This is a genomic window from Sphingomonas kyeonggiensis (genome assembly GCF_014196745.1).
Lineage (GTDB): Bacteria > Pseudomonadota > Alphaproteobacteria > Sphingomonadales > Sphingomonadaceae > Sphingomonas > Sphingomonas kyeonggiensis.
The window spans coordinates 92,934-119,474 of the sequence record NZ_JACIEH010000005.1 but is presented as its reverse complement, the minus strand read 5'-3'; the positions used below and the strand labels follow the sequence as shown (position 1 = coordinate 119,474).

The 26,541-nt window shown below is 67.3% G+C and carries 22 protein-coding genes; 16 read left to right on the top strand and 6 right to left on the bottom strand.

The window, feature by feature from the left end; all coding sequences use genetic code 11:
- Positions 1-50: 50 nt before the first annotated feature.
- Positions 51-620, bottom strand: coding sequence for an RNA polymerase sigma factor (locus tag GGR46_RS23430; protein WP_281396640.1), 570 nt, complete (start codon positions 618-620; stop codon positions 51-53).
- 149 nt (positions 621-769) lie between these two features.
- Between GGR46_RS23430 and GGR46_RS23425 the strand changes: the two genes are divergently transcribed.
- The 4 genes from GGR46_RS23425 (at position 770) to GGR46_RS23410 (ending at position 4,642) form a co-directional block, all read left to right on the top strand.
- A complete protein-coding gene (locus GGR46_RS23425) occupies positions 770-1,936 on the top strand; it encodes a glycosyltransferase (RefSeq protein WP_184000505.1) in 1,167 nt (388 codons plus the stop codon).
- A 3-nt stretch (positions 1,937-1,939) separates the two neighbouring features.
- Positions 1,940-3,064, top strand: a complete 1,125-nt coding sequence (locus GGR46_RS23420) for an LptF/LptG family permease (RefSeq protein WP_184000504.1) — start codon at positions 1,940-1,942, stop codon at positions 3,062-3,064.
- A 113-nt stretch (positions 3,065-3,177) separates the two neighbouring features.
- Complete coding sequence (locus GGR46_RS23415; RefSeq protein ID WP_184000503.1) at positions 3,178-4,005, top strand: MlaA family lipoprotein; 828 nt, start codon at positions 3,178-3,180, stop codon at positions 4,003-4,005.
- Between the two features lie 457 nt (positions 4,006-4,462).
- The gene (locus GGR46_RS23410; RefSeq protein WP_184000502.1) at positions 4,463-4,642 is read left to right on the top strand and encodes a hypothetical protein; all 180 of its coding nucleotides are present in this window, start codon (positions 4,463-4,465) and stop codon (positions 4,640-4,642) included.
- A 148-nt stretch (positions 4,643-4,790) separates the two neighbouring features.
- Here GGR46_RS23410 and GGR46_RS23405 read toward each other — a convergent pair whose 3' ends face one another.
- Positions 4,791-7,097: a TonB-dependent siderophore receptor gene (locus tag GGR46_RS23405; protein WP_184000501.1), complete on the bottom strand. Its 2,307-nt coding sequence runs from the start codon at positions 7,095-7,097 to the stop codon at positions 4,791-4,793.
- Between the two features lie 88 nt (positions 7,098-7,185).
- Here GGR46_RS23405 and GGR46_RS23400 point away from each other — a divergent pair, with 88 nt between their 5' ends.
- From GGR46_RS23400 to GGR46_RS23380, 5 genes are all read left to right on the top strand, one after another.
- The gene (locus GGR46_RS23400) at positions 7,186-7,476 is read left to right on the top strand and encodes an iron transporter (protein WP_184000500.1); all 291 of its coding nucleotides are present in this window, start codon (positions 7,186-7,188) and stop codon (positions 7,474-7,476) included.
- A complete protein-coding gene (locus tag GGR46_RS23395) occupies positions 7,473-9,044 on the top strand; it encodes a PepSY domain-containing protein (RefSeq protein WP_184000499.1) in 1,572 nt (523 codons plus the stop codon). Before GGR46_RS23400 ends, GGR46_RS23395 begins: the two co-directional genes overlap by 4 nt.
- Positions 9,034-9,339 (top strand): DUF3325 family protein, encoded by a 306-nt coding sequence (locus GGR46_RS23390; RefSeq protein ID WP_184000498.1) that lies wholly within the window; start codon positions 9,034-9,036, stop codon positions 9,337-9,339. The genes GGR46_RS23395 and GGR46_RS23390 overlap by 11 nt, the downstream gene beginning before the upstream one ends.
- A gap of 341 nt (positions 9,340-9,680) precedes the next feature.
- Positions 9,681-12,473: a TonB-dependent receptor gene (locus tag GGR46_RS23385; RefSeq protein ID WP_184000497.1), complete on the top strand. Its 2,793-nt coding sequence runs from the start codon at positions 9,681-9,683 to the stop codon at positions 12,471-12,473.
- A 191-nt stretch (positions 12,474-12,664) separates the two neighbouring features.
- Complete coding sequence (locus GGR46_RS23380; RefSeq protein ID WP_343058328.1) at positions 12,665-13,675, top strand: alpha/beta hydrolase; 1,011 nt, start codon at positions 12,665-12,667, stop codon at positions 13,673-13,675.
- A gap of 80 nt (positions 13,676-13,755) precedes the next feature.
- On the opposite strand, the gene GGR46_RS23375 is transcribed toward GGR46_RS23380, so the two are convergent.
- From GGR46_RS23375 to GGR46_RS23360, 4 genes are read right to left on the bottom strand one after another with little or no spacing between them, the layout of a single operon-like run.
- The gene (locus GGR46_RS23375) at positions 13,756-14,997 is read right to left on the bottom strand and encodes an MFS transporter (RefSeq protein ID WP_184000496.1); all 1,242 of its coding nucleotides are present in this window, start codon (positions 14,995-14,997) and stop codon (positions 13,756-13,758) included.
- Positions 14,998-15,720: an IclR family transcriptional regulator gene (locus tag GGR46_RS23370; RefSeq protein WP_184000495.1), complete on the bottom strand. Its 723-nt coding sequence runs from the start codon at positions 15,718-15,720 to the stop codon at positions 14,998-15,000.
- A 39-nt stretch (positions 15,721-15,759) separates the two neighbouring features.
- The gene (locus tag GGR46_RS23365; RefSeq protein WP_221262985.1) at positions 15,760-16,926 is read right to left on the bottom strand and encodes a mandelate racemase/muconate lactonizing enzyme family protein; all 1,167 of its coding nucleotides are present in this window, start codon (positions 16,924-16,926) and stop codon (positions 15,760-15,762) included.
- A 2-nt stretch (positions 16,927-16,928) separates the two neighbouring features.
- Positions 16,929-17,849, bottom strand: a complete 921-nt coding sequence (locus GGR46_RS23360; RefSeq protein ID WP_343058327.1) for a dihydrodipicolinate synthase family protein — start codon at positions 17,847-17,849, stop codon at positions 16,929-16,931.
- A gap of 211 nt (positions 17,850-18,060) precedes the next feature.
- Between GGR46_RS23360 and GGR46_RS23355 the strand changes: the two genes are divergently transcribed.
- The 7 genes from GGR46_RS23355 (at position 18,061) to GGR46_RS23325 (ending at position 26,541) form a co-directional block, all read left to right on the top strand.
- A complete protein-coding gene (locus tag GGR46_RS23355; RefSeq protein ID WP_184000493.1) occupies positions 18,061-20,733 on the top strand; it encodes a TonB-dependent receptor in 2,673 nt (890 codons plus the stop codon).
- 36 nt (positions 20,734-20,769) lie between these two features.
- Positions 20,770-21,489, top strand: coding sequence for an SDR family NAD(P)-dependent oxidoreductase (locus GGR46_RS23350; RefSeq protein WP_184000657.1), 720 nt, complete (start codon positions 20,770-20,772; stop codon positions 21,487-21,489).
- Complete coding sequence (locus GGR46_RS23345) at positions 21,473-22,390, top strand: 2-dehydro-3-deoxygalactonokinase (RefSeq protein WP_184000492.1); 918 nt, start codon at positions 21,473-21,475, stop codon at positions 22,388-22,390. Before GGR46_RS23350 ends, GGR46_RS23345 begins: the two co-directional genes overlap by 17 nt.
- Positions 22,387-23,826, top strand: coding sequence for a 2-dehydro-3-deoxy-6-phosphogalactonate aldolase (locus GGR46_RS25890; protein ID WP_184000491.1), 1,440 nt, complete (start codon positions 22,387-22,389; stop codon positions 23,824-23,826). The genes GGR46_RS23345 and GGR46_RS25890 overlap by 4 nt, the downstream gene beginning before the upstream one ends.
- A gap of 70 nt (positions 23,827-23,896) precedes the next feature.
- Positions 23,897-25,180 carry a BNR-4 repeat-containing protein gene (locus GGR46_RS23335; protein WP_184000490.1) on the top strand — a complete coding sequence of 428 codons (1,284 nt, stop codon included), beginning with the start codon at positions 23,897-23,899 and terminating at the stop codon, positions 25,178-25,180.
- Between the two features lie 58 nt (positions 25,181-25,238).
- Entirely contained in the window at positions 25,239-25,697 is a 459-nt protein-coding gene (locus GGR46_RS23330; RefSeq protein WP_184000489.1) for a hypothetical protein, read from the top strand.
- Positions 25,698-25,881: 184 nt separating this feature from the next.
- Positions 25,882-26,541, top strand: a complete 660-nt coding sequence (locus GGR46_RS23325) for a hydrolase (protein ID WP_184000488.1) — start codon at positions 25,882-25,884, stop codon at positions 26,539-26,541.

Below are 26,541 nucleotides of genomic sequence, written 5' to 3'. Positions count from 1 at the left end.
GCCGCTGCCATCCCTGTTGTCGCATGAGACGCCGCCGCATCGCCAGCACCTCAGTTCTCCAGCCTGCGGCGCAGATGCGCCATCGCGACTGCGATATGTTTCTCCACGCCGCTGCGGCTGATCCCCAGCCGCGCTGCCACTTCCGCGTGCGGCAGGCCCTCCAGCTTGTGCAGACGAAAGGCGCGGCCGGCGCCTTCCGGCAATTGCGCGATCGCAGCCCGCAATACCTCGACATCCTCGCGGCCGATCAAGGCGTCGAGCGCCTGGGGTTGGGGATCGACCCGGTCGCCGGGGACCGTCTCGGCCTGCGTATCGCTCCAGTCCTTGTCGCGTGCCTCGCGGCGGCGCGCCTCGCGAAGGCGGTCGAGGATCAGGTTCTGCGCTGCGCGATAAAGATAGGCGCGGCCATTGGCGACCGGGCCGGGCGCGGCGTCACGGATGCGGAGCCACAGCTCCTGGAGCAGATCCTCAGCCTCGGCCGGATTGCCCGTGCGCGCGACGAGGAAGCGCAGCAATTCGCCGCGCAATTCCTGGTAGAGTTGGGTCAGTCCGGAAGCAGGGGAGGGGATGGGTCGGCTCCTTCCGGGCTGTCGTCTGCCCGATGTCCTTGTGCCGGGCAAGCGGGGTGCCCGAACAAAATTCATGTGCTTCGGACTGCGGTGCCGGCCCCGCGCGGCGTCCTTGCTGCAGCCATGAAGAACCGACCATATTCCACCCCTGTCCTGCGGCAGCCAACCTCGGGTCGCACCGATGGCGGGATCGACGCCAGATGAGGATCGTCGATGTCAGCGCCTTCTACACCCCCAGGGGCGGCGGGGTGCGTGCCTATGTCGATCGGAAGCTGGCGGCTGCGGCCGCGCTGGGCCATGAGATCATCGTGCTTGCCCCGGGCAAGACCGATGCGATCGTCCAGCGCGGCCGCGGCGCGGTACTCGAGACGCTGGCCTCCCCCAGCTTTCCGCTCGACCAGCGCTATCGCTATTTCGACGACGAGAAGGCGCTGCACCGCGCGCTCGATCGCTGGCGTCCCGATTTCGTGGAGGCATCCTCGCCCTGGAGCAGCGCGTCGATGGTGGCGCGCTGGGACGGCGCCGCGCCGCGCGCGCTGGTGATGCATTCCGATCCGCTGTCGGCCTATCCCTATCGCTGGTTCGGGCCGGTCGCGAGCATTCAGACGATCGATCGCGGCTTCGACTTCTTCTGGCGGCATCTTCGCCGGCTGGGCCAGGCCTATGACCTGGTCGTGAGCGCGAGCGGGGAGCTCTCGGTGCGCCTGAGCAGTGGCGGAATGCCTGGGGTGATCACCATTCCGATGGGCGTCGAGCCGGGACTTTTCTCGCCCGGGCTCCGCGACACGGAATATCGTGCGGAACTGCTCGCGGAATGCGGGCTGGATCCTTCGGCCACGCTGTTGCTCGGAATAGGCCGCCACGCTCCCGAGAAGCGCTGGGGCATGGTGATCGACGCGGTGCTTTCCGCCGGGACCCGGAGCCCGGTGGGACTGGTGCTGGTCGGGGAGGGACGATTGCGCAGGCGGCTGATTGCCCGATCCGGCGGGTCGCCGCACATCCGGATACCGGGGGCACTCGGCGATCGGGCCGCGCTCGCCCGCCTGATGGCGAGTGGGGACGCGCTGGTCCATGGCTGCGAAGCCGAGACCTTTTGCATGGTCGCGGCGGAAGCCAGGGCAAGCGGCCTGCCGGTGATTGTGCCAGATCGTGGCGGGGCCGCCGATCATGCCGACCGCTCCCCCAGTCGACGCTATCGCGCCGGCGACGCGCAGGCGCTGCGCGATGCCATATCGGCTTTTGCGGAGGGCCACGGTGCCGCCACACCAAGTTCACTGAACGAAGCCCCCAGGACCATGGACCGGCATTTCCAGGAGCTGTTCCAGGCCTATGCCGGGCTGCATCCGCCCGCGTGCCGTGCCGCCTGAGTCATGCTGCGGATGCTGGATCGCTATGTCGCGTGCGAGATCGCCCGCACCTATCTGCTGGTCCTGCTGACGATCATTGCCATCCTCTCGCTCGAGAATGCGATCCGCCTTGCCACCGCGGTGCGGGGAACCAACGCGCCGGGACTGCTCCTCGCACAGCTCATGGCGACGCTGCTTCCTGAATATCTGGGCATCGCCATTCCGGTCGCGACCTTCCTGTCGGTTGCCTTTGCGATCCGCGCGTTGAGCCTGAGAGGCGAATGGCAGATGCTGGAGGCGCTGGGCATGAGCCCATGGCGCTATATGGCGGCGCCGATGTTGCTTGCGCTGCTCTCGGCGTTGCTCCTGCTCGCGGTGCGCCTCGATCTGCAGCCAGCCGGAGAGAGCGCGCTCGATCGTGTATCGCTCGAGATCGTCCGGGGCTTTCACGGACTTCATCTGGCCTCCGGCGAGGCCATGCAGCTCGGCGACACGACGCTTGTGGCCGAACGCGTGCAGGATGCCGGCCCCGGTATACTCGGGAATGTCCTCGTCCAGCGTGCCAGCGACGTGCTTGCCGCCGCCCGGGCGACCATATCGATTGCACCGGACGGGGATTTCGAGCTCACCTTGGCCGACGGCCACTGGCTTCGCCGCCATCCGGACGGTCGTGAGCAGAAGATAATGTTCGATCGCTATCATGTTCGCTTGCCGGGGACGGCTGGGCTGCCGCCCAAGGGGGCAGTGGAGCGTATGGATCGGCTCGGTTCAGCGGCGCTGCTCGCGGGCATGGCGGGAGAGACCGGAAGGGACCGTCCGGTTTCCGCGGCGCTGGCCGGGCGGATCGAGAGTGCCTTTTTCTGCATGCTGCTACCGGTCTTCGCCGTGGCGCTGGCGGTGCCGCCGAAGAGGCGGCCGGGCGGCGCCGGCATCCTGTTGGGTATCCTGCTGATCGTCCTGCACCTGAAAGGCGCTGCGGCGGTCGAAGCGGCGTCCGAGTTTCCGGTACTTGGCGCCGGCCTCCACGCGCTGTTCTGGACCGGCATCGCACTGGCACTCGCCCGAGGCTCGCTGCACCACGGCGCCGGATATATCGATGCCTGGTTCGCGGACCGCGCCGCGGGGCTTTCGGCGCTGCTGCGAAAATAGGCGAGGCGGGTTCTTCGCAACTGCGGAAACTTCTCCCCATGGCGTCCTGTCGACAAGGCCAAAAAAGGAGAAACGTCGATGCGAGCTTCGCGGATCGTTCGGGAATTGCAGGCATGAGCGTCGCGAGCGCGGTTGGGGCGTTGGCCCTCGCCGGAAGCAGCCTTGGACAGGCCGCACAGCCCCCGCAGGACGTGCCGTCACCGCTAGCTGACCCGCAGCAGGAGGAGGCGACCAACGAAATCATTGTCAGCTCCAGCTACCGGCATGCGAAGGGGGATCCGCTCGAACGGGTCAACGCCATTTCCTTTGCGCTGACCCAGAAGGTCGACGACGCGATCACCGCGCCGGCGTCGCGCGCCTACAAGCATGTCGTGCCCAAGCCGGTCCGCAGCGGCTTCCGGAACTTCCTGAACAATTTACGCGAACCGGTGGTGTTCGTGAACTATGTGCTGCAGCTCAAGCCGGGCAAGGCCGTCGAGACGGTAGGTCGCTTTGCCCTTAACTCGACCCTTGGTCTGGGCGGCGTGATCGACGTCGCCAAACGGTGCCCGTTCAATCTTCCCTGGCGACCCAACGGCTTCTCCGACACGCTCGGCGTTTATTGTGTGGGGAATGGCCCGTTCATCTTCGTGCCCCTGATCGGGCCGACCACGGTGCGCGATCTGGCCGGCGGCGTGGTGGACCGGTTGGCCTCGCCGTTCGCGTTGGGAGGCCCCTTCCGCTCCAGGCCCTATCTGATCGGCACGAATGTGTACCGCGTGCTCGATCGCCGCGCGGAGCAGGAGGACGAACTGGCTCGGGTAAAGGCGAGCGAGGATCCCTATGCGGCCCGACGAGATCTATTCTTCGAGAAGCGGCGCAAGCGTCTGGAGCGGCTGAAGGGCAGGGACGCCGCTGCCCCGACGGACGTGACATGGAAATGCCGGCGCCAGCGCCTGTGACGCGTGGCAAGGGCACAGACCATCCGCAGTTGACGTCAGCCAACCGCGCAGTGCCGGCTGTGTGAGAGTTAGCCGCGAGTGGCTCCTGTTGGACCGCGAATAAATTGCTTTTTCGCTTGATGCAGCGAAATGAAATTGGTGGGCCCATGTAAGGCCTATCAAGTAAGAGATGAAAAATGCCTGCATCTCATGATGTTGTAGGCGTGGTCTGGTAGACACCCTCTCCGCCACTTACGCTCTCCAGTTGCTGAGCGTAGGCAGGGGCGGCAGGTTGGCCAACGCAGCGGTATCGGCCTGGACCGATCCCGCGCGATATGGATTTGACGGTAACGTGGCGGCTGCGAGATCTGCGCATCTGCGTCATGCCGGGCCCCACGGTCGGGCTTAGGGAATTCTACGAGATTCGAAACCGGCCGCGGTTGGTTTATTCACGAGATCGACCACGCGGGAGCCCGCCATGACCGATACCCACTATTTTACCGGTCGCGCAGGCCAGGCCCGGGCTGCGGCGATGAAGGCGAAGGGGATGCCGAGCTTTCGCGCGCATATGGGCATGGCACAGGAATATGAGCGCCGTGCGCGCGGCTTCGCGCCCCGGCATGCCGATCAGGTCGTGCTCGACGACACTGACGATTGATACGCGAATCCCGCGCCAAGCGGTCGCAGCGGGATAGTTGCAGCGCAGCCACGGCAACCGGAGTGCCGCGCGATCTCGGCCCGAGAGAAAGCGAAGCCGTGGGGGCAGTCCCGCCACGGCTCCGATCCCCTGTCCCTCTATGCGTCGCTCACCACTGGAAGCGCAGCGAACCGATCACCGTCCGCCCCGCGCCGTAATAGCAGCTGTTGCTGAACGGGCAGGCGGAGATGTAGCTCTTGTCGAACAGGTTCGACGCGTTGACTGCAAGCGAGAAGCCCTGCAGCGCCGGCGTTGCCCGCCCCAGGTCATAGCCCAGCACCGCGTCCACCAGGGTGAAGCTCTCGGTCGTGAAGCGTTCGAAGGTCGTCACGTTGCTGACCACCTTGTAGGCGGTGGTGCCGTCCGAGCCCGCGACATAGCGCACGCCGACACCGCCGCTCAGCCCGCCGAGCGGACCCGCCACCCGGCCGCTCTTGCCGAAATCATAGGACAGGAAGGTCGAGGCGGTCCATTCGGGCGTGCCGAGCTGACGCGTCCCCGTGGTGGTCGGCGTGCCGCTGTTGGTCGCGGTCGGCGCGACGGCCGGCGCCCCCTGGGTGATGATCGCATCGGTATAGGCGGCCGCGACCACGACGTCGAAACCCGGCGTCACTTCGCCGCGACCCTCGAACTCCACGCCGCGCACGCGCACCTCGCCGATCTGTATCTGCGCGGTCGACGGAATGCCGTTCGTGCCCGCGCGCGGATCGCCCACCGGCACCTTCTGGCGGCGCAGGTCATAGGCCGAGACGGTGAACAGCGCATTGGTGCCGCGCGGCTGGTACTTGATGCCTGCCTCGTACTGGCGCCCGGTGACCGGATCGAACGGCACCGCGTCCCAGGTCGCCCCGGTCTGCGGCTCGAAGGATTCCGAATAGCTGACATAGGGCGAGACGCCGAAGGGCAGCTCGTACAGCGCGCCGAGCCGGCCGGTGAACGCGGTCTGGCTGAACGGCGTCATCGCGTTGTTGCGCTTGTTGAGCGTCGTCTGGTCGTACCAGTCATAGCGCCCGCTCGCGATCAGCTGGAGCCGGCCGATCGCGATCTGGTCCTGCAGATAGACGCCGACCTGGTCGCGCTTGCTGTAGCTGTTGGTATAGGCGCTCGACAGCTTGGTCAGGTCGAAACTCGGCAGCGTGCCGCCATAGACCGGCTTGAACAGGTTCAGATTGGGAATGCTGGTGAGCGGGTTGGCCGTCACGCCGGTGTTGAACTGCTGGAAATTCTCGCCGGCGATATGCTGATAGTCGATGCCCGCCAGCACATTGTGCTTGAGCGGCCCGGTCTCGAACTTGGCGTTGAAGCTGTTGTCGAGCGTCAGCGTGTCGAAATTCTCGTCCGCGCCGCCGCCGCCGCGGATGATCGTGGAGTAATCGGTGTTGCGGTTCGCGCCGGTGCCCGTCGTCGCGAAGCCGGCCACATAGAGCTGGCGGTAGCTCAGCCAGTTGTTCTGGAAGCGCGCGCTCGAGCGGAACGAGAGATGCTCGTTGAAATCGTGGCGGAACAGCGCCTCGACCGACTTGGCGCGGTGGTCGTAGCGCTCATAGCCGGGGTCGCCGGTGTTGATGTCGCGCGGCAGCTGCCCGTTCGGATTGGCGAGTACCGAGCCATAGGCCGACACGCCCGAATAGCCGCCGCCGCTCGGCGAGCGCTGGTAGGAGGCGATCAGCGTGAGGCTGGTCGCATCGTCCGGCGCGAAGGTCAGCATCGGGCTGACATGATAGCGTTCGGAGAAGGTGCCGCGGGTCAGCCCGTCGCCCTTCTGCCAGCCGCCGACGATACGCGCGAGCCACTTGCCGTCGGCATCTAGCGGCTGGTTGACATCGGCGACCGCGCGGATCGTGTCGTAATTGCCGAGCTGCAGCTCGAAGCGGCCCGAGGCGACCTGCTCGGGCATCTTGCTGGTCAGGTTGACCAGGCCGCCCGGCGTCGAATTGCCGTACAGCACCGATGCCGGGCCCTTGACGACATCGATATGGTCGATGCGGTTGAAGTCGATCTGCGGGGTCGAATAGGGCCCGGCGAGCAGCCGCATGCCGTCGAGATAGACGCCCGGGGCGAAGCCGCGCAGGATGAGCTGGTCGTAGCGCGTGACCATGCCGCCGCGCTGGTTGGCCGCGACGCCCGCGACATAGCCCAGCGCCTGGTTGATCGACAGCGCATTGCGGCGGACCAGCTCGTCATTGTCGATCACCGTGATGGTCTGCGGCGTCTCCATCAGCGGCGTGTCGGTCTTGGTGCCGGAGCCGGTCTGCTTCTCGCGCAGGCCCGTCACCAGGATCGTGGAATCCTGTGCCTTGTCGTCCTCCGGCCCATCCTTGGCATGGGCGGGTGTCGGCAGGAGCGCCAGCGCCGGCACCAGGGCCGAATGCATCAGGAAACCACGCAGCAGCGAGCGACGGAAACTACCGGTCACAAAACCCCCTTTTTGTTATTGCTAACGATTTGCAATTGCCGCTAGAGCCGATCGGCAGGAGATGCAAGACGGGAAAAGGGGGATTGGAATGGCGAGCGCCCAGCTTGGCGGGCAGGGATGGTCGATGGCCGGGCGCAGCCTGACCGCGCTGATCGGCGGCTATGCCGCGGCGGCGGGGTTGGCGACGCTGCTCGCGCGGCTGCTGCCGGTCGAACGTGTCGAGGCGACCGCCTGGGGGATGATCCTTTCCTTCCTGTTCTATGCCGCCTTCGGGCTCTGGGCGTTCCACGAGCCCCGGCTCACGCGTGTCGCCGCCGTGATCTGGGGCACGGCCGTGATCGCGGGTGGCGCGGCGCTGCTGCTGGGCGTCCGCCCGTGAAGGGCAATGGCGTGCGCCAGTCGATGGCGTGGATCCATGGCTGGCTGGGGCTGCTTGCCGGCTGGATCCTCTTCGCGATGTTCCTGACCGGCACCGCGAGCTATTTCCGTCCCGAGATCACGCGGTGGATGCAGCCGGAATATCGGCCGCACGCCGTCCCCCAGGCCGAAGCCGCGCGTACCGCTATCGCCTGGCTCCAGAAGAATGCGCCGCACGACGAGCAGTGGACCATCTATCTCCCGACCGATCGCACGCTCTCGACCCGGGCCTTCACGCGCGCGCGGCCCAACCCCGATCCCAAGGCACCGCGCGCGCCGCGCCGGCCCGAGGTGCGCCTTGATCCCGCCACCGGCGCTCCGATCGAGGCGCGCGATACGAGGGGCGGCGAGTTCTTCTACCGTTTCCATTTCCAGCTGCAGCTGCCGCACCCCTGGGGCCGGTGGCTCGCCGGGCTCTGTGCGATGTTCATGCTCGGCGCGATCCTGTCGGGCGTGATCACCCACAAGCGCATCTTCGCCGATTTCTTCACACTGCGCTGGAGCAAGGGGCAGCGCAGCTGGCTCGACGCGCACAATGTCTCGGCGGTGCTCGCGCTGCCCTACCACGCGATGATCACCTATACCGGGCTGATCACGCTGGTCGTGATGTACATGCCCTGGCCGATCCTCGCCAACTATCCGAAGCCCACGGCCTTTGCCGAGAGCCTGTACGGCGACACCGCCGGCCAGAAGGCATCGGGGCAGCCGGGCCGGCTCGCCGACATGGGCCGCTTCGTCGAGGCGGCCTCGGCGGAATGGCAGGGCGCCCGCGTCTCGCGCATCATCGTGGGCAATCCCGACGACGCGTCCTCCACCGTCACGCTGCTCCGCACGGGCGAGGACAGGCTGAACGCGCGCGGCGCATCGATCACCTATGCCGGCGTATCCGGCGCCCGGCTGGCCGCGTCGCCCGCGCCCGGGCCGGCGGTGGAGACCGCGGGCGTGATGCTCGGCCTGCACCTCGGCTGGTTCGCCGGGCCGCTGCTGCGCTGGGTCTGCTTCCTGCTCGGCCTAACCGGCTGCGCCATGGTCGCGACGGGTCTGGTGCTGTGGACGGTGAAGCGCCAACGGCCCGGCGCGCAGCCATTCTTCGGCATGTCGCTGGTCGAGCGGCTCAACATCGGCGCAGTCGCCTGCCTGCCCGCGGGGATGGCGGCCTTCCTGCTCGCCAACCGGTTGCTGCCGCCGACGCTGGCCGGCCGCGCCGACCTGGAAGTCTCCGCGATGTTCTGGACCTGGTTCGGCCTGGCCGCATTGTCGCTCCTCCGCCCGGTCCGCCGGGCCTGGATCGAGACGCTGGCGATCAGCGCGCTGTTGTTCGCGGCGGTTCCGATCGCGGACCTAGCCGTGGTCGGCGGGTTCCCGACCGACGGGCTGTTCGTGGCGTTCGACACGACGATGCTCCTGCTGGCGGCGACGCTGGGCTTCGCTGCCTGGCGGACGGCCGCTAAGCCGGCCCGTGCGGCCCAGCCGCGCCGGCGTGTGCCGGTCGAGGTTGTCGAAGTCCGGGAGGTCGTCGATGTCGCTTGAGGTCGCCCTGCTCGGCTATGCCGGTTTCGCCAAACTCGCGCAGGGGAAGGGGCGGCATTCCCGAACCGCTCGCCCGGACCGGACCCGCGCACGGATACTCGGCTGGCTCCTGATCCTGGGCTCGTTCCTTGCCGCGCTGCACCGGTTCGGTCCCTATCTGGCCGTGCCGGCATGGTTGGCGCTGCTGTCGGTGAGCGGGGTGATCCTCGTCCTCATCCTGTCGCGCTGGCCCAAGGCGGCCACGGCGCCCTGGATCCCGATGACGGTGATCGCGCTGCCGCTCTGCCTGCTTTGAGCGCCGGCGGCGCGATCTTCCTTCCCGCCAGAGACTCCGGGCAATAATTTCCTGCAATTGGGTGGGTGAATTTTAGTTCATTAAATCAACGCGCTAGATCGATGTCAGTTAAATGACATCCATGTGACGTTGTTTTGACGCTCAATCGTAACACGCCCGTCATGTCGGCCCGTCACCCGCCCGGCCAACGAGGTGGCGTGTTCAATGCGCCGCCCAAAAGGGGACATCGACAGTTCGTCGTTCGACCGCTGGCAGCGGGCGATGGCGGCTGCCCGAGAAGATCCCCGCCCAATGGGCGCGGCCAGCCGGTTGCGCATCAGAGACGAAAAGGGATCCCGCCAATGCTGAATTCTCGCCGCTTCCAGGCAGGCCTGCTCGCAGGCGCCGCCATGTTGTTCGCGCCGGCCGTCGCCTGGGCCAGCGATGTCGTCGGCACCGTGACCGACGGTTCGGGCACGCGCGCGCTGCAGGGCGCCGAAGTGCGCATCGTCGAGCTGGGCCGCGTGGTCGAAGCGGAGCGCGACGGCAGCTTCCATTTCGGTGACGTGCCCGCCGGCACCTATACGGTGGTGGCGCGCTATGTCGGCACCGAGCCGACCACCAGCACGATTACGGTTCCGGACAGCGGCAATGTCCGTGTCGACCTGGTGCTGGGCGGCAACAACCAGATCATCGTGGTCGGCCAGGCGGCCAGCCTGTCGAGCAGCCTGTCGCGCCAGCGCGCCGCCGACGGCGTCGAGAGCGTGCTGACCCGCGACTCGATCGGCCAGTTCCCCGACCAGAACGTCGCCGAATCGCTGCGTCGCCTGCCGGGCGTGAACATCCTCAACGACCAGGGCGAAGGCCGCTTCGTCTCGGTACGCGGCCTCGATCCCGAGCTCAACTCGGCCTCGATCAACGGCGCGCGCCTGCCGGCGCCGGAATCGGACGTCCGCTCGGTCGCGCTCGACGTGGTGCCCTCCGAGCTGATCGAGTCGATCGAGGTCAAGAAGTCGCTGACCCCGGACATGGACGCCGACACGCTCGGCGCCTCGATCGAGATCAACACGGTGAGCGCGTTCGACCGCAAGAAGGATCTGCTCTCGATCAAGCTCGAAGGCAGCTACAATGACTATGCCGGAGACGTCACGCCGAAGGCGAGCCTCGATTTCTCGACCAAGCTCAGCGACACCTTCGGCATCGCCGGTGGCGTGAGCTACTACAAGCGCAAGTTCGAGACGGACAACATCGAGGGCGCCGACTGGAACAAGGCGAATGGCATCGTCTATGCCGAGGAGCTCCAGTATCGCGACTATAATGTCGAGCGTGAGCGTTTCGGCGCCTCGCTGAACCTCGACTGGCGCCTGAGCGACACCACCAAGCTCTATGCCCGCGGCCTCTACAGCAGCTTCGCCGACCAGGAATATCGCGGCGACGTGATCTTCATCATGAGCGGTGCGCCGCGCGCTGCGAACAGCAGCGCGAACAGCGCCTATTTCTCCAGCGCCGATGGCCGCATCGAGGTGCGCCGCCGCATGAAGGACCGCTACGAGGAGCAGAAGATCAAGTCGCTGACGATCGGCGGCGAGACCGAGGCCGGCCCGTGGAAGTTCACCTATTCGGGCGCCTATTCGGAAGCGAGCGAATATGAGAACGGCTCGATCGACCCGACGCGCTTCCGCGGCCGCTTCAGCGGCACGGGCGCGAACGCGGTCAACCTGCTGTTCGACTATGCCGATGTCCGCCGCCCGCTGTTCAGCGTGTCGGGCAACACCGCGCTGTTCAACAGCGCCGACAGCTACAGCTTCAACGAGCTCGAGCGCACCGACCTGTCGGATTCGCTCGACAAGGAATGGACCGGCCGTGCCGACCTGGCCCGCGAGTTCGCGCTGGCCCGCGGCACCTTCACGCTGCAGGCGGGCGCCAAGGGCCGCTGGCGCACCAAGTCGTACGACTTCAACGGCACCGTCTATGACGGCTATACCGGCAACTATCCGCTCTCGAGCGTGCTCGGCCTGCCGACCTATCGCATCCAGGCGATCACGCCGCAGCTCGGCCACACCGCGCCGACCGACTTCTTCAACGCCAACCGTGCCAATTTCCGCGTGAACCGGATCGACACGCTGATCAATTCGGCATCGTCGGACTATTCGATCGACGAGGACGTAATGGCCGGCTACCTGCTCGGCCGCCTCGACATGGCGGACCTGCGCGTGATCGGCGGCGTGCGCATGGAGCGTACCCATAACGACATCGGCGCCTTCGTCACCTCGACCGACGGCACCAACGTGACCGTCACGCCGAACCGGGTGAAGCGCAACTATACCGACTGGCTGCCGAGCCTGACCTTCCGCTACGAGCCGGTGCGCAACATCGTGCTGCGCCTGGGCGGCTACAAGAGCCTGGTCCGCCCGAAGCTGTCGAACCTGGCGCCGCGCGTGCTGGTCAACGAGGATGACGAGGCCGAATTCGGTAACCCGAACCTGAAGCCCTATCGCGCCTGGAACGTCGATGCCTCGGCCGAATGGTATTTCGGCAACGGCTCGGCGCTGACCGCCGGGGTGTTCTGGAAGTCGATCGACGACTTCATCGTCACCGTGCGCGACGACAATGCCGGCACGATCTACGGCGTGCCCTATGTCCAGGCCGATACCTTCGTGAACGGCGAGACGGCCAAGGTGAAGGGCGTGGAGCTGTCCTACGCCCAGCGCTTCACCTTCCTGCCGGCGCCGTTCGACGGCCTGCTGCTCAACGCCAACTACACCTTCACCGATGCCAAGGGCACGGTGTTCGACGGCGACAACCTGACCGACCCGCGCCGCATCTCGCTGCCGTCGGCGGCCCGGAACACGTTCAACGTCGTGCTGGGCTACGAGAAGGGCCGCGTGTCGTTCCGCGCCGCGGGCACCTATCGCGACAAGTATCTGGACGAGCTGGGCGGGGCGCCGGACGAGGACCGCTATGTCGACCAGCACTTCCAGCTCGACCTGTCGGCCAAGTTCAAGATGACCAAGGGCGTCCGCCTGTTCGCCGACTGGGTGAACGTCACCGACGCGCCTTACTTCGCCTATCAGAACTATGAGGGCGCCAAGCGTCTGCTCCAGTACGAGAAGTACAGCTGGACCGCGAAGTTCGGCGTCAGCGCCAACTTCTGAGGAACGAGTAACCGGGCCCGCCGCCTTTCCCTTGCCAGTCGGCAAGGGTAGAGGTGGCGGGGCTGGGGCGACGAATATAGCAACGAATCTAGCCATAATCGCCTGTTTCAGGGCTAATGTGCACCAATATGTTGCTATCGTGGCAACGCTCTATAGGGTCTGCGGATAAGCAATCTATCCGGAGAGGCCTGGTGCGCATTGGGGATACCACTAGTCGGCGGGCGATGCTCAAGGGCGCCGCGCTGGCAACCGGATCGGCCGTGATCGCCGCCCGGGCGCAGACGGCGCCGGGGGGCGGCTTTCTGACCTTCGCCCAGGACACGCGCGAGCCGGATCTCGTCCTGCCGCTCTGGCCCGAGGGCAGGATGCCGGGCGGGCCGGTTCCGGCCATCACCGAGCGGATCGACGACCAGACCGACAATGCCGGCCTGCGCTACCGCGTCGCCGAGCACGTCACCCGGCCGACGCTCGCCTATTTCGCGGCGACCAATCCGACCGGCGCTTCGGTACTGATCCTGCCCGGCGGCGGCTATTCGCGCGTCGGCATCGACCGCGAAGGCTATGAGGCGGCACGCTGGTTCAACGCGCAGGGCGTCGCGGCGTTCGTGCTGCGCTACCGGTTGCCGGCGGACCGCTGGGGTGGCGGCGCGCTGGTCGCGCTGCAGGACGCGCAGCGGGCGATGCGGCTGATCCGCGCAGGCGGCAAGTGGAGCGTCGATCCGAAGCGCGTGACGGTCTGGGGTGGATCGGCGGGCGGGCACCTGGCGATGAGCCTGTGCGTGAAGGTCTATGACCGCACCTATCCGGCGATCGACGCCGCCGACCGGCTGCTCACCCGACCCGACGGCGCGATGCTGCTCTATCCGGTCGTGTCGATGGGGGCAGGGGCGCATACCGGCTCGAAGCTGGCGCTGCTCGGGCCCGACGCTGCGGCCGCCGATGCTGCGGCGTGGTCGTTCGACCAGCGACTGCCCGGGATCACCCCGCCGATCTTCCTGGCCCATGCGGTGCACGACCGGGTGGTGCCGGTCGATCATGCGCTCGCCCTGTTCGGCGCGGTGCGCGGATCGGGCGGGGCAATCGACATGCATTTGTTCGAGGACGGCGCGCACGGCCTGGGCCTGCGCGGCGATCCCGCCTGGCCGATGTCCGACTGGCCGAACCTCGCTCGGCGCTGGCAGCAGCGGAACGGGCTGGCCTGAGGCCAAGCTATATTTAGTCGTCATCCCCGCGAAGGCGGGGATGACGGAATTGGTTGGAGGCGCGTTCGGGCCTCGCGACCTTAACCCGGCCGCAGCTCCGACCTTGGGTGGCTGCGCAGCGCCACGAAGGCGATCAGCATCGCCAGCGGGTGGAGGCAGCCCATCAGCAGGAAGATCTGGCCGTAATCGCCCGACTGGGCGAGGCGGCCGACGAGCTGGGTCGAGAAGATCCCGCCCAGGCCGCTGCCCGCCGCGACGATGCCGAACACGGTGGCGACCACACGGGTCGGGTAGAGGTCCACCACCAAGGTGCTGATGTTGATCTGGAAGACCAGGTGCGCGAACGCCACCAGCGCCGCCAGCGCGAAGGTCACTTCGATCCCCGGATTGGTCGCGATCAGCATGCCCGCCGGTGCCAGCACCGCCGCCACCGCCAGGCCGGTCAGCCGGCTGTTGGGCGGCGTCATCCCGCGCTTGATCAGCTGGCCCGAGAAGATGCCCCCGCCGATGCTGCCGATATCGGCGGCGAGATAGACGATCCACGCCGTCGCCGCGATCGTCATCAGGCTCAGCTCGCGCTGGTCTGCGAGATATTTGGGGAACCAGAACAGGTAGAAATACCAGACCGGGTCCGCGAGCATCCGGGAAAGGGCGAAGCCCCACAGGGGCCGCTCGCGCAGGATCGCGCGCCACGGCGTCGGCTCGGCCGGACCCGCTGCCTTCTCCTTGCTGCGCGGATAGATGGTGAGCCAGGCGACCAGCCAGACAAAGCCCATCGCGCCGGTCGCGACGAACGCCTCGCGCCAGCCATAGGTCAGCGCCAGCCAGCCGATCAGCGGCGGCGCGATCGTCGCGCCGACCATCGCGCCGGCGGTATAGGTGCCGAAGGCGAAGCCGCGTTCGCGCGGCGGGAAATGCTCGGAGACCGCCTTGGGGCCGGCGGTATAGTTGCTCGCCTCGCCCAGGCCCAGCATCGCGCGGGCGCCGCCCAATGCCCCGGCGCTGCGCACGAAGCCCGTCGCCATGTTGGCGAGCGACCACCAGCCGACGAACAGCGCGAGTGCAGTCCGCGTGCCGAGCCTGTCGGTCAGCCAGCCGGCAACGAGATAGGCGATCGTATAGGCGATCAGGAACAGCTGGACGACATGGGCATAGCCGATATCGTCCATCTTGAGGTCGCGCTGCACCATCGGCGCGAGGATCGAGAGCGTCTGCCGGTCGACATAGTTGAGCACGGTCGAGGCGAAGAGCAGCGCGAGGATCGCCCAGCGCAAAGGGTTCGGCGATCGGGTCTCGCCGATGGGCACCGCCGGATCGGACATTCAGCCTCCTATTTCGGGTGCAGCTTCGCGTAGCGCCGCGACGAGTGGCTCGGTTGCGGCTTCGGGAATCCAGCCGGAAAGCGCGATGCCGGCATGGGCAGGATCGCCGGTCGAGACGGCGACGACATGATGGTCGCGCTCGTCGGCGACATGGACGCGGGCGTAGCCGAGTTGCCGGATCTCGGCGAGCTTGGCGAGAAGCTGCTCGATCCCTTCCGGGAACATCGGGATGTCCTTGTCGCGGTAGATGTCGCGCACTTCATCGTCGTCGAGTTCGGAGAGCAGGACCATGCCGATGCCGCTGGTCGTCGCGGGCAGCAGGCCGATACGGCCGAGCCCCCGTGAGGCCTCGATCCCCGGCGGGGCGTGGAACAGGTAGCTGACGCTGTCCCCCCACAGCACGCCCAGTGCCACGGTATGGCCGAAGCGGCGCAACCCCTCGAGGATCGGCAGCGCGCGATTGATCAGGCCCGATGCGAACAGGCTCTGCGCGGCGAGCACGTGCATGCCCGCACCGGCGGTGTATTTCCGGTTGGCGGTCTGGCGGGCGATACCGAGATAGGCGAGCGTCTTGAGCAGCCGGTTGATCTTGGTCGGATCGGCATCGAGCCGCCGGGCCAGCTCGCGGCAGCCGACCGGCTCGGGCGAGGTGGCGAGCGCCTGGAGCGTGGCGATGCCGTCGATCAGGCTCTGGTTCGGCTGGGCATTGGGTTTAGCGCGCATGGTCGCATCCTATGCACCCGCGCGCGTGCGCCGCATAGCTCACGCCACCAGCTCCGCATGATCCCAGAAGCGCGCATTGGGCGCGACGCCAAGGCCCGGCGCGGAGGGCAGGGCATAGCCGCCCTCGCCATGCCCCATGTCGGTATCGAGCAGCGCCAGGTTCCGCTCGAACACCGAATGCTGCCATTCGTGCTTCCACAGCCCGGGGATCGTCGCCGAGGCCTGGAGGCTGGCGGCGAGGAAGATGCCGGTGCCCACCGTCGCGTGCGGCGCCACCGCGACGCGCTTGGCAGCGGCGAGGCGGGCGATGCGGACGAACTGGGTGATGCCGGTATGGCCCATCTCGGGCTGGACAAAAGCGAGCGGCCCGGCGGCGAGGCGGTTGGTCGCCTCATATTCGGTGTACCATTCCTCGCCCGCCGCGACCGGCACCGGGCTGGTCGCTGCGAGGTGCGCGAGCCCGGCAATATCCTCGGGCTTCACCGGCGCCTCGACGAAACCAGGCCGGTACGGCGCGAGCCTGGCGATCAGCTCGGCAGCCTCGGCCGGCGAGAACTTCCAGTGCAGGTCGATCAATATCTCGGCGCCATCGCCCAGCGCCTCGCGGAGCGCCGCCATCTCGTCGACGATCCCCTCATGGCTGACCACCGCGGCGAACTTGAACGCGTCGATGCCCCGCCCCTGCCATTCCCTCGCCAGCGCCACCCGATCCTCCAGCGTCGCCGCCGGGAGCCCGGAGAGATAGCTCGGGATCGTCGCGTGCACCGTCTCGCCGATCAGGTCGCGGACCGGCTTGCCCGCCGCCTTGCCCTTGAGGTCCCACAAGGCGATGTCGATCGCCGCGATCGCGTCGACATGGAAGCCGCCCCAGGCGCCGCGCACCCGCATCAGCCCGTAGAGCAGGTCCCAGGTCGCGCCGATGTCGGTGACCTCCGCGCCGACCAGCACCGGGGCGAGCAGGTCGTTGACGATCTCGCAGGTCGCCCTGGGCGCGCAGATCCCATAGGTCTCGCCCCAGCCGACCGAGCCATCCTCAGCGGTGACGCGCACCACGATCGAGCGATCGACCGTCGGGTAGATGGTCCCGTTGCCCTTGCGCACGATATAGCCGCGTGCATTGACATGCTCGCCCTCCGCAAGCGGCCCCAGATAGGGCGTGTCGCGCGGGACGGTGACGATGAACGTGTCGATCGCGGCGATGCGCATGATCAGGCCAGGGCTCCCTGCGGTGCTTCCATCGGCAGCAGGTCTGCCAGCCGATCGAGCAGCGCGTCCAGCTCCGCGCGGTCGTAGCGGTCGAGCTCCGGCCCCGGCGCCCGCACATAAATGCTCTCGATCAGCCCGCGGCGCTGGAGCACTGCCTTGGTCAGCCGCCAGCGGAAGATCGCCTGCATGTTGAGCAACGGGAGCGTGCGTTCGAACAGGTCGCGCGCCTTGTCCTCCTCGCCCGCCGCATAGTCGGCGAGCATGCGGACGTGCAGTTCGGTGATCTCGCACGCCGGCATCGTGCCGCGTGCGCCGCGGGCCAGCTCGTCGATCACATAGCGCGCGCCGGCGCCGCCGAACACGGCTTCGAGCGAATCGCCGGCCAGCTCGGTCAGGCGGGTGATGCGCTGGCCCGAGGGCGGGGCCTCTTCCTTGACGTATTTGATGCCCGGCACCTGGTGCGCCAGTTCGGCGACCTGCTCGAGCGGCATGCCGATGCCCATCGGGGCAGGCGCGTTCTGCAGCATGATCGCGATGCCCGATCCTTCATGCGCGGCGCGGAAGAAATCCGCCATCGCGCCGAGATCGCCGGCAAAGGTCTTGGGGGTGAGGATCATCGCCGCCGAAGCGCCAGCCTTCGCCCCCGCCTCGGCATAGGCGATGGCTTCCCTGGTATCGCCGGTGCTGCCGCCGACCACGAAGGGCACGCGGCCGTCCAGCCATTCGCCGATCCGCGCGGTGAGGTGGAGCCGCTCCTCGACGCTCAGCATGTCATATTCGCTGGCGAGGCCGGGGAAGACCACGCCCTGCGCGCCAGCGGCGACGATGTAATCGAGCACGCGGCGCATGCCCGCTTCGTCCACTGCGCCCGACTCGGTGAAGATCGTCGGCAGAATCGGCAGCACGGCTTGCAGCTGGGTCACGTCCCCTCCGGAATATTTTGTTGCTATATTTGTCATATGCGCGCGGTTCTCATCCCTTGTCAATCGCAGTGTTGTGCCATTGTCACGGCTGACCCCTCTGGAAACGAGGGTGTTGCGCGATCCCTATTGTTGCTTTAGTAGATACGTCAAGCGGAAGCCAAGGGCATAAAGTCCGGGCCCGCCAACCGTCGGGTTGATAAGGGGAGAGGATATGAAGAATCGCATCGTCCAGCGCCTGCTGGTGACCACCGTCCTGGCGTCGGCCGCCGCATGCGCGACGCCGGCCGCGGCGCAGACCGACCCGGCGCCCGCTGCCCAGGCCGCCGATCCCGCGCAGGAACCGCAGGACGACGGCGCCATCATCGTCACCGGCATCCGTCAGAGCCTCGGCGCCGCGCGCGACATCAAGCGCAACGCCGTCCAGTTCGTCGATGCGATCGTCTCGGACGACATCGGCAAGCTGCCCGATCGCAACGTCGCCGAATCGCTCTCGCGCGTCTCGGGCATCCAGGTCGATCGCGGCATTGCCGAGGGCACCAACGTCTCGGTGCGCGGCCTTCGCCAGAACGTCTATCTGTTCAACGGCCGCGAGATCGTCGACGCGACGGGGCGCGGTGGCATCGGCCTCGATCAGCTCGGCAGCTCGACCTATGGCATCCTGTCGCTGGTGCCGTCGGAGCTGATCTCGCGGCTCGAGGTGACCAAGCTTGCCGGTGCCGACGACATCGCCGGCGCGCTGGGCGGCATCGTCGACATCAACACCCGCAAGCCGCTCGACGGCCCCAGCAGCATCGCCGCGCGCGCTGGCGCCAGCTATGACAGCCTGACCAAGAAGCCGAGCTACGAGATGTTCGGCCTGGTCTCGCAGAAGTTCGCCGGCGACACGCTGGGCGTGCTGGTCTCGGCCTCCTATGGCCGTCGCAAGCTGTCGCAGCAGGGCCTGGACACCTTCTCGGGCTACACCCAGTTCACGTCCGGCGGCGTCACGCGTTTCGGTCATTCGGACGCGCGGCCCGAGGAAATCACCGAGACGCGCACCAAGTTCGGCCTGGACGGCGTGATCCAGTGGAAGCCGGCGCCGGGCGTCGAGATCACCCTGGACAGCTTCTATTCGAAGCTGATCTCGGACCGCGAGCGCTACTGGATCTCGTTCAACCCGCAGACCGGGCTGACCAACGCCACCTATTCGCCGAACAACGTCCTGATCTCGGGCACCTCGACCGCGCCGGTGCTCACCAACAGCGAGTTCGCCTATACCAAGGCAGATACCTGGTCCTCGGCACTGAACGGCAAGTTCGACGTGTCGGACCGGATCGAGGCGAGCGCCGAGCTCTCGTACAACCGCTCCACCTCGAGCTACGACCAGAATTATCTCCGGCTCCAGCCGCTGACCACGATCACGCCCAGCACCAGCTTCGATTTCTCCAAGGGCGATCTCGGCGCCTATTCGATCAGCGGGATCAACCTGAGCGATCCGTCGCAGCTGCGCTTCACGATCCTGTTCGACAATCTCTATCGCGCGAAGACCGAGGCGACCGCCGCGCGCACCGACTGGAGCATGAAGCTGGGCGAGGGCTTCCTCGACAAGCTCAACATCGGCCTGCGCGCGCAGAAGCTCGATACCCGGGTCAATCCGTCGCTGGCCGATATTCGCCCGACCGGCGGGATCGTCGCGACTTCGCTCGCGCAATATCTGACGCTGCACTCGAACCCCGACTTCGCCCAGGGCGATTTCGCCGGCCTGCCGCGCAGCTTCCTGGCAGCGAACGGCAGCATCGCCGGCGGCTGCGGCGTGTGGACCAATGTCCCCGCGATCTCGCAGGCGGCGGCCTGCCTCAACCCGACCCAGACGGCCACCGCGCTCGCCGGCACCTATCGGATCAAGGAGAATTTCACCGAGGGCTATGCCAAGCTCGACTTCAAGGTGGAGGGCGCGCTCGATCTCGCTGGCAATATCGGCGTGCGCTACCTGCACCGCGACATGACCTCGATCGGCAACCTGATCGGTGCCACCGGCGGTGTCACGCCGACCACCTTCGAGCGCACCGACGACGAGTGGCTCCCTTCGGCCACGGTAAAGATGAACGTCGCGGAAGGGCTGATCCTGCGCCTCGGCGCGGCCAAGGTCGTCGCCTTCCCGAACACCGCCGATCTCAACAACGGCGTCACGCTCAACAACACCGCGGTGTTCGTGAACGGGGTGCAGACGACGCCGGGCACCGGCAGCGGCGGCGCGCCGAACCTCAATCCGTTCAAGGCGAACCAGTTCGACGCCTCGCTCGAATATTATTTCGGCCGCCAGGCGCTGTTCTCGGTCGGGCTTTTCTACAAGGACGTCTCGACCTTCATCGTCGCCAAGCAGAGCGCCGAGACGTTCAACAACGTCAACTATCTGATCAACCGCAAGATCAATGGCGACGGCGCCAAGGTGAAGGGCATCGAGGCGCTGCTCCAGCTGCCCTTCTATTTCCTGCCCGGCGCGCTGGACGGGTTCGGCATCGTCGCGACCTATTCGTACATCGACTCCACCACGCCGATCCGCGACGCGGTGGGCCGCGTGCTCGCCTTCCCGGGCCTGTCGAAGAACAACGCCAATCTGGTCGGCTATTACGAGAAGGGCCCGATTTCCTTCCGCGTCGCGTACAACTGGCGCGACGACTATCTGGTCGGCCTGTCGGGCGCGAACACGGGCATCTACAACGATGCCTATACCGATCTGTCGACCACCTTCCGGTACGACATCTCGAAGAACTTCTCGCTGAACCTCGAGGCGAACAACCTCCTCAACCAGCACCAGCGGACCTATGACGGCTCCCCTGAGGCGCTCCGGACGAACCTGTTCTTCGGGCGCATGTACAAGGCCAGCCTCAGCGTCAAATTCTGACGCTGGACTGCCGGAGGGAGATCGGGCGTGAGCGATATGGAGCTGGGCGGACGCACGGCACTGGTGACCGGTGCCGCGAGCGGGATCGGTGCGGCGATTGCCGGGCGCTTCCGCGCTGCCGGGGCGCGGGTCGTCGGGCTCGATCTTCGGCCTGCCGCTAATGTGGACGAGGCGCTGGTCGCCGATCTCCGCTCGGATGCGGGCGTGGCCGAGGCGATGGCGGGGCTGGGCGCAGTCGACATCCTCGTCCACGCCGCCGCCATCTCGGTCCATGGCGGGGTGATCGACACCGATCCCGCCGCCTGGGCCGATATCCATGACGTCAACGTGATCGGCGCGGTGCGGCTGATGCGCCATGCGGTGCCGGCGATGCGGAAGCGGGGCGGGGGATCGATCCTGCTGCTCTCCTCGATCAACGCCGGTTTCGCGACGCCGACGCTTGCCGCCTATGCGGCGTCCAAGGCGGCGATCGAGAGCCTGACGCGCACCGCCGCGCTGGAGTTCGCGGCCGATGGCATCCGCGTCAACGCGATCGCGCCGGCCTCGGTGGATACGCCGCTGCTGCGGGACTCCTTCGATCGCGCCGAAGACCCGGCGGCCGCGCGTGCCGCCAATGTCCTGCGCCATCCGCTCGGACGCCTCGGCATGCCCGGGGATGTCGCCGAGCTGGCGCTGTTCCTCGCCTCGGACCGGTCGAGCTGGATCACCGGGGCCATCCATCCAATTGACGGGGGTGCAAGTGTCACACGTCGCTGATGCCGAGATCGTCGGCATCAACTGGGGAAGCTCGAACTTCCGCGCCTGGCGCATCGCCGGCGACGGGAGCGCGCTCGACGAGATCGTCGCGGCCAAGGGCGTCGCCGGGCTGAGCCGCGAAGCCATGGCCGAGGCGATGGCGGCGCTCGCCGCGCGCTGGCCCGATCACGGCCCGATCTACGCCTCGGGCATGATCGGATCGAACATCGGCTGGGCCGAGGCGCCCTATGCGATCGCGCCTGCCGGCATGGCCGACCTCGCCCGGGCGGCGATCCCGGTGGAGATCGGCGACAGCCCGGTGCGGATCGTGCCCGGCATCGCCTGCCGCCGCGGCTTCGACGACGCGCCGGACATCCTGCGCGGCGAGGAGACCGAGTTGCTCGGGCTGATGGAGCTGGCGCCGGGCGATGGTGTCGCTGCACTGCCGGGCACCCACACCAAATGGGTCCGCCGCGAAGGCGGACGGATCGGCGAATTCCTCACCGCCATGTCGGGCGAGATCTTCGACCGGCTGACCGGCCAGGGGCTGCTCGCCTCGATCGTCGAGGGCGAGGCGGCGGACGGGCCGGCGTTCCGCGAAGGCGTGGCGCGGGGCAGGGCAGGCGGGCTGGGCTTGTCGAGCCTGTTGTTCGGCGCCCGCGCGCGCGTGATCCGCGACGAGCTCGCCCGCGCCGATGCGGCATCGTATATCCGCGGGCTGCTGATCGGCTCGGAGATCGCGGACGCGCTCGCCGCCTTCCCGGAAATGGGCGAGGCCGTGGTGCCGCTGATCGGCAACGGGCCGCTGTCGCGCCTCTATGCCGCCGCGCTCGGCTCGGTGGGGATCGAGACCGAGCTGGTCGAATCCCGCCGGGCCTGCCTGCTCGGCTTCCGGGCGATCCACCGGGCGAGCCTCGGATGAGCGAGGGCGCGGCCGCCCGGCTCGATGCCGCCCTGGCCGAACAGCCGATCGTCGCGATCCTGCGCGGGCTGCGCACCGAGGAGGCGGTGCCGGTGGTCGGTGCGCTCTACGATGCCGGCATCCGCGTCGCGGAGGTGCCGCTCAACTCGCCCGATCCGTTCGATACGATCGCCTTGCTCTGCCGGGCGTTCGGTGATCGGATGCTGGTTGGGGCCGGGACGGTCACCGTAGTCGAGCAGGTCCGTCGCCTTGCCGAATGCGGCGCGACGCTCTGCGTATCGCCCAACACTGACGCCCAGGTGATCGCCGAGGCGATCCGGCTGGGCATGGTCCCGCTGCCGGGCTGCGCCACCCCGAGCGAGGCCTTCGCTGCACTTGCTGCGGGCGCCCGGCACCTCAAATTCTTCCCCGCCGCCGGCCATGAAGGCGACATCGCCGCGCTCCGCACGGTGCTTCCCGGGAGCGTCGCAGTGCTGGCGGTCGGCGGCGTTGGCCCGGCGAACATCCCTGCGCTGCGCGTGGCAGGCTGTACCGGCTTCGGCATTGGCTCTGACCTCTACAAGCCCGGTCGTTCGGCCGAGGAAGTCGGTGCTCGTGCGAACGCGCTGATCCACGCAATCCGGCACGCTCCGCGCGTGCGCCTGCTCGCCAATCCGCACGCGATCATCGGCGAGTCCCCGGTGGTGCAGGGCGGCACGGTCACCTGGACCGATCCGGTCCGCCGTCTGGTCTATCGTTTCGCCGAGGGGCAGGGGACCGAGCAACCGACGGACCAGCCGGTCTTCGGTCTCGCTCCGCTGCCCGATGGGCGCATCGCCGGCACGCTCGAAAATGCCTTCTGCATTCTCGGCGGCATCACCGGCCCCGCCGCGGATATCGGTCCGGGATGCCGTTTCAACGACCTGGCCGTCGATCCCCAGGGCGGCCTGTGGGGCGGGGTGATGCACAAGGCGATCCTCGCGGGTCGCGGCGCGATCTTCCACGCCGCCAGTCCCGAGGCCGAACCCCGCCGCGTGGGGGAGGGGTTGGGCGTGCCCAACGGCATGGCCTTCTCCGAGGATGGGCGCACCCTGTTCGTCATCGACACGCTCTCGCGCACGCTGATCGCCTATCCGGCCGATATCGGCGAAGGCAGGCTCGGCGAGCCGGCGATCGTCAGCGACTTCATGCACGTGCCGGGTAAGCCCGACGGCATGGCCCGCGCGCCCGACGGCCGCTTCTATGTCGCGATGTGGGGCGGCGGCTGCGTTGCCGAGCTGGCCCCCGACGGCGCCCTGCTGCGCGCCATCCCCGTGCCCGCGCCCAATCTGAGCAGCGCGGCGCTGGTCGGCGACAAACTCTACGTAACAAGCTCGCGCATGCGGCTTTCCCCCGCACAACTCGAAGCTTTCCCAGCCTCAGGCGGGCTTTTCGCGATTGACCTGACGGGCGGCTGATCCGCCCGAAGCACCCGGCTCGAGGAGACGCGTACCGAGTAACTAAGTCTATAAAAAAGGAGAGAATGCCATGCGCTTGCGCTTGATTGCCAGCACAGCGTTGCTGTGCCCGCTTGCCCTTTTTACGTCCGCCACCGCCCAGGCCCAGGTGGCCGTGGAGATGGTGCCGGCGGAGACCGATTCCTCCAATGCCGCCGCCTGGTGGCGGCCGATGGTGGTGAAGGGCGACACCACCTATGTCGCGTTCAACGCCCCCGGCGATACCGCCGGTACGCACAAGATCAAGATCGGCGTGAAGACCGGTGCCGGGGCCTGGACGATCGGCTATCTCAAGGACGAGAACGGCAATGTCTGGAGCCACGCGGACGATGTCGGACATGACCAGCCGACGATCGCGGTGGATGGCGATGGGTATATCCATGTCTGGACCGATCATCACGTCGACGACTGGCGCTATTTCCGTTCGAACGCACCCAATGATCCGACCGGCATGCTCCGGCGCATCGGCGACATGCCGGGCACGGTCGGCGCGACCTATCCGATCGCCGAGCACGCCCCCAATGGCGACATCTACCTGATCATCCGCAACCACTACAGCAATGCGGGGCAGGGTGAACTCTACCGCTGGAACAATGCCGCGAAGAGCTGGGCGCAGGTCGGCATCTTCGCCCGCGAGAACACCAATTACGTCTATCCCGACGACCTGAAGATCGACGATGCCGGCAATGTCCATATCGCCTTTGAATGGGCCTATGGCACCCCGCGCTCGCTGCGCCATTACGGCTCGTATCTGAAGTACGACGTGGCAGCCGGCGTGTTCCGCACCGCCAATGGCGTCGCGCTCACCGCGCCGGCGACGCGAACGACGCCGAACCTGCTGTTCCAGGGTCTCGGCACGGGCGAGGTGTGGAACAATTCGAACGACGGTGTGGGTATCCAGGCAGCGGGGCTTACGGTCGACCAATATGCCCGGCCGAGCATCGCCTATCGCTATCGCACCGCCGGCGGCGCCAACGCCTATAATTTCGACGTCTACCGGGTGCGCTGGAACGGTGCCTGGGTCGATCGGGTGAAGATCTACACCGCGAACAACAATGTCCCCGCCGCGGTGGAGACCACGCACAACGGAACCCGCGCGCGGGTCTATTTCACCGTCACGGGCAGCGGCCTGATGGCGGCGGAGAGCCCCACCTGGGCGGTGCGCCAGATCGCCCCCGCGCAGAGCGGCGTGACCCGCATCTCCGGCATCCTCAAGTCGACGACGGAGGACGTGATCTACGCCGCGGCGCCGACCGAGATCGATGCCAATCGCGGACGGCTCTATGTGGTGAGCATCGGCAACACCTTGCCCTGAATGGGGAGGGGCGCTCGGGCGAAGCCGGCCGGAGCGCCCCGATTTCCGGAGATCGCGCATGACACGCAAGAGCCTGTTGTTGCTCGTGCCGCTGCTCGGCGCCGCGGCGCTGCTGGCCTTCCTGCTCTGCACTGCCGATACGCCGCCCGCGAGTGGCGAGATCGTGGTTGCCTCCGCACCTGAAGCGGCCGCGCCAGCGCCGGTGCCGATGCTCGCACCGCCCGAACTGATCCGGGTCGTGCTGGACGGCCCGCGCTCCACCGGCCGGTTCCGCCTGGCCGATGGCAGCGAACGCACGATCGGCCTGCACGAGACCCTGCAACAGGGGTGGACGCTGACCGCATTGGACTCCGGCGCAGCCACCTTGGCCACGCCCGACGGCCTCCGGCGCGTCCCACTCGCCGCGGCACCGGTGGTTCCGGCGAAGGAGCCGGCGAAAACGGTCCTGGTTCCGGACGCCCCCGCCCAGGCGGGCGACGGCCAGCAAGTCACCCGCTGCACCGATCCGGAGTGCTAGCGCCCTTTTGAGCGGCTGAACGTCGACGCTCCCATTTGCCGGGATTGCGCAGCAATCGTGCCGGCTTTTCGATTTTCTCGAACAATCCGAACAATCTTATCCGGCTGTGTCGAAGTTATCGCGCGGCCTACACCGATGTGCATCCGGAACGAACCGGACCGAAACACCAAAGAGGGAAATCGAAATGACCGCCATCGCCACCCCGACCCCCGGCAAGACCCTGCTCAGCCCGACCGATCACGCGCTCGTCCTGATCGACTTCCAGTCGCAGATGGCGTTCGCCACCAAGTCGATCGCCCCCGAGCTGCTGCGCAACAACGCCGCGCTGGTCGCCAATGCCGCCGCCGGCTTCGAAGTCCCCACGATCCTCACCACGGTCGCCGAGAAGAGCTTCTCCGGCCCGATGTTCAGCGAAGTCACCGATCCGTTCCCGGGCCAGAAGCTGCTCGACCGCACCTCGATGAACACCTGGGAAGACGCCGCGGTGATCGACGAGGTCAACCGCATCGGCAAGCAGCGCCTGGTGTTCGCCGGCCTCTGGACCTCGGTCTGCATCGTCGGCCCGGTTCTCTCCGCCATCGACCAGGGCTTCGAGGCCTATGTCATCACCGACGCGAGCGGCGACATCTCGGAGGAAGCGCATGAGCGCGCCGTCGCCCGCATGATCCAGGCCGGCGCCCGCCCGATCACCTCGCTCCAGTATCTGCTCGAGCTGCAGCGCGACTGGGCGCGGACCGAGACCTACGACATGACCACCGGCATCGCCCGCAAGCTGGGCGGCGCCTATGGCATCGGCATCACCTACGCCAAGACCATGTTCGGCGCCTCCGAAGGCGGCCACTGA